This window comes from Stenotrophomonas sp. 05L44_2, from assembly GCF_056665995.1.
In genome coordinates, this window is sequence record NZ_JBFTNR010000597.1 from 1 (window position 1) to 2,626 (window position 2,626).

2 protein-coding genes are annotated in these 2,626 nt (G+C 67.1%); one reads left to right on the plus strand and one right to left on the minus strand.

Annotated features, from left to right (window positions below; genetic code table 11):
- On the plus strand, positions 1 to 1,320 hold a 1,320-nt coding region (locus tag AC1VAN_RS17970), incomplete at its 5' end, for an autotransporter outer membrane beta-barrel domain-containing protein (RefSeq protein WP_480986354.1).
- 85 nt (positions 1,321 to 1,405) lie between these two features.
- Here AC1VAN_RS17970 and AC1VAN_RS17975 read toward each other — a convergent pair.
- Positions 1,406 to 2,503 carry a Glu/Leu/Phe/Val dehydrogenase dimerization domain-containing protein gene (locus AC1VAN_RS17975; RefSeq protein WP_025879167.1) on the minus strand — a complete coding sequence of 366 codons (1,098 nt, stop codon included), beginning with the start codon at positions 2,501 to 2,503 and terminating at the stop codon, positions 1,406 to 1,408.
- Positions 2,504 to 2,626 lie beyond the last annotated feature (123 nt).

Below are 2,626 nucleotides of genomic sequence, written 5' to 3' on the forward strand. Positions count from 1 at the left end.
CTGCAGGTGACCGGCACCGCACGCCTGGCCGGCGGCGTGGTGGTCGATGGCATCGTGTCCGGTTACGTGCCGCAGGTCGGCAGCCGCCAGGATCTGGTCCATGCCAACGGCGGTATCAACGGCACGTTCACCACGCCGGTGGCCAACACCGGCGCCAACGGCCTGACCCTGCTGCAGGCGCAGTACGGCTATGGCAGCAACGACGCGTGGATGGACCTGACCCAGGTCAACGTTTCGGCAGCCGCATCGGGCCTGGGCGCCAATGCACAGGCATCGGCACTGCGGGTGCAGTCGGCATTCACCGCGCTGGACCGCAATGCGGATCTGCAGGGCTCGGCGTTCGGCGTGGCCGCAGGCGCGCTGCAGCGTACGTCTGGCGGAACCGATGGCCTGTCGGCGAGCCTGGAGAGCCTGTCCGGACAAGCACATGCGCGCGCTGAAGCGTCGACCTTCGACAGCGTGGACATGTCGCGCCGCGCGGTTGCCGAGCGCTTCGACCGCGTGCAGGCTGCGCCGAAACTGCGTGGCGCCTGGCAGAGCGCGCTGGGTGAAGCCGGGCAGGGCAGCTTTGCCGGCAACGCCGCCGACAGCCAGGGCTGGATGGCCGGCCAGGACGTGGCACTGGGCAGCAACGGCCTGCTGGGCATGGCCTTTGGCGAAACCCGCAGCAACGGCGGCAGCAACTTCAGTGGTGATCGTGGGCGTGACCGCCAGGCGCAGGCGCAGTTGTATGCCGGCTGGAACCTGGGGCGTGGCTATGCGCTGGCCCAGTTCGGCACCGGCCAGTTCACCCGGGAACTGGATCGCCAGTTGCTGCTGGGTGCCGGTGCCTACGGTGTGTCCGCGCGCTACGGCGGACGTTTCAGCAGTGCCAGCGTTGAAGGCGGCTATCGTTTCGGGCGCATCGGTGCATCGTTGACACCGTACCTGGGGGCAAGCAGCACCCGCCTGGACACCGATGGCTTCAGCGAGCAGGGCGGCTTCGGCTTCGGCCTGCGCGGTGAGGCGTCGCGTGCACAGCGCAGCCAGATGCTGGCGGGCCTGCGGGGTGAGCGGCAGTGGGGTCGTTGGACCCTGCGCGGCCATGCCGAATGGCAGCAACGGCTGGATGGCGGTGAGCAGGACTGGCAGGCAAGTTTCGTTGGCATTGACGCCTGGGCGCCGTTGGCCGGTGTTGACGCACCGCGTGGCAGTGCCTTGTTCGGCCTGGCGCTGGAATCGTGGTGGGGCCGCAATGGCCGCCTGAGCCTGGGTATCGACCAGCGCGTGGGTGGCGATGATGCACGTCAGGCGGCGCTGCGCTACAGCACTGGTTTCTGATCATGGCGCCGGGCGTGCTGCCCGGCGCGTTCATCCGGCGGTGCCGACCCACSGTCGGCACGCGTCCGGTTGCCGGGGGCGGCGCTCAGCCGCCGCGCAGGTCGCCCAGGCGCGGTGTGCTGCGGCCCAGCGGCATCTTCAGCTTGCCGATCGACAGGATGCGCGCTTCTGCGATCCGGTCAGCCGCGCGCTGCGGGGCAATGTTCTCGCGCTGCGACAGTTCGAAGATGCGCGTCAGGTTGTGGTAGATGCTGCGGATCAGCCGCATCGCGCGCTCGCGGTTGTAACCGTCGATTTCCAGCGACACGTTCATCACGCCACCAGCGTTGACCGCGTAGTCAGGCGCATACAGGATGCCGCGCGCATGCAGCTCGTCGCCGATCTCCAGGCTGGACAGCTGGTTGTTGGCGGTGCCACAGATGATCTTCGCCTTGATCCGCGGCAGCGTGTCGGCGTTGATCGCGCCTTCCAGCGCGCACGGCGCGAACACATCGGCGTTCACTTCGTGGATCTCGTCCGGCTTGACTGCCTCGGCGCCGAAATCGTTGACTGCACGATCCACCAGCGCGCTGTCCAGATCGGTCACGTACAGCTTGGCGCCACGGTCGCGCAGCAGCTTCACCAGTTCCATGCCGATATGGCCCAGGCCCTGCACCGCGATGCTGGTCTTGCCCACTTCCTCATGGCCGAACTTGAAGCGCATCGAGGCCATCAACGCCTGCAGCGCGCCATAGGCGGTGAACGGCGCCGGATCTCCCGAGCCGCCATGGACCTGGTGCACGCCGGTGACGAACTGGCTCTCCAGGTAGATGTTCTCCATGTCGTTGACGTCGGTGCCGACGTCCTCGGCCGTGATGTAGCGACCACCCAGCGAATCGACATAGCGGCCGAACGCGCGGAACAGCACTTCGGTCTTGTCGACCTTGGGGTCGCCGATGATCACCGCCTTGCCGCCACCGACATTGAGACCGGCCAGYGCATTCTTGTAGGTCATCGTGCGGCTCARCCGCAGCACATCGGCCAGCGCATCGTCGGTGCTGGCGTAAGGGCGCATGCGCACCCCGCCCAGGGCAGGGCCCAGGGTGGTGTTGTGGATGGCGATGATTGCCCGCAGGCCGGCATCCTGGTTGTGGCAGAACACCACCTGTTCGTGGCCGGTGGTTGCGAGGGTTTCGAATAGCATGGGGTCTCCGATGGCGCGATCTGCGGTGAACTGCGGCGAACTGCCAATGAACGGTAGGGTCCGAAAACAAAAAAAGCGACGTCGTCGCTACAGGGGGACGGGTCGCGCGGCGCCATTCTAGTC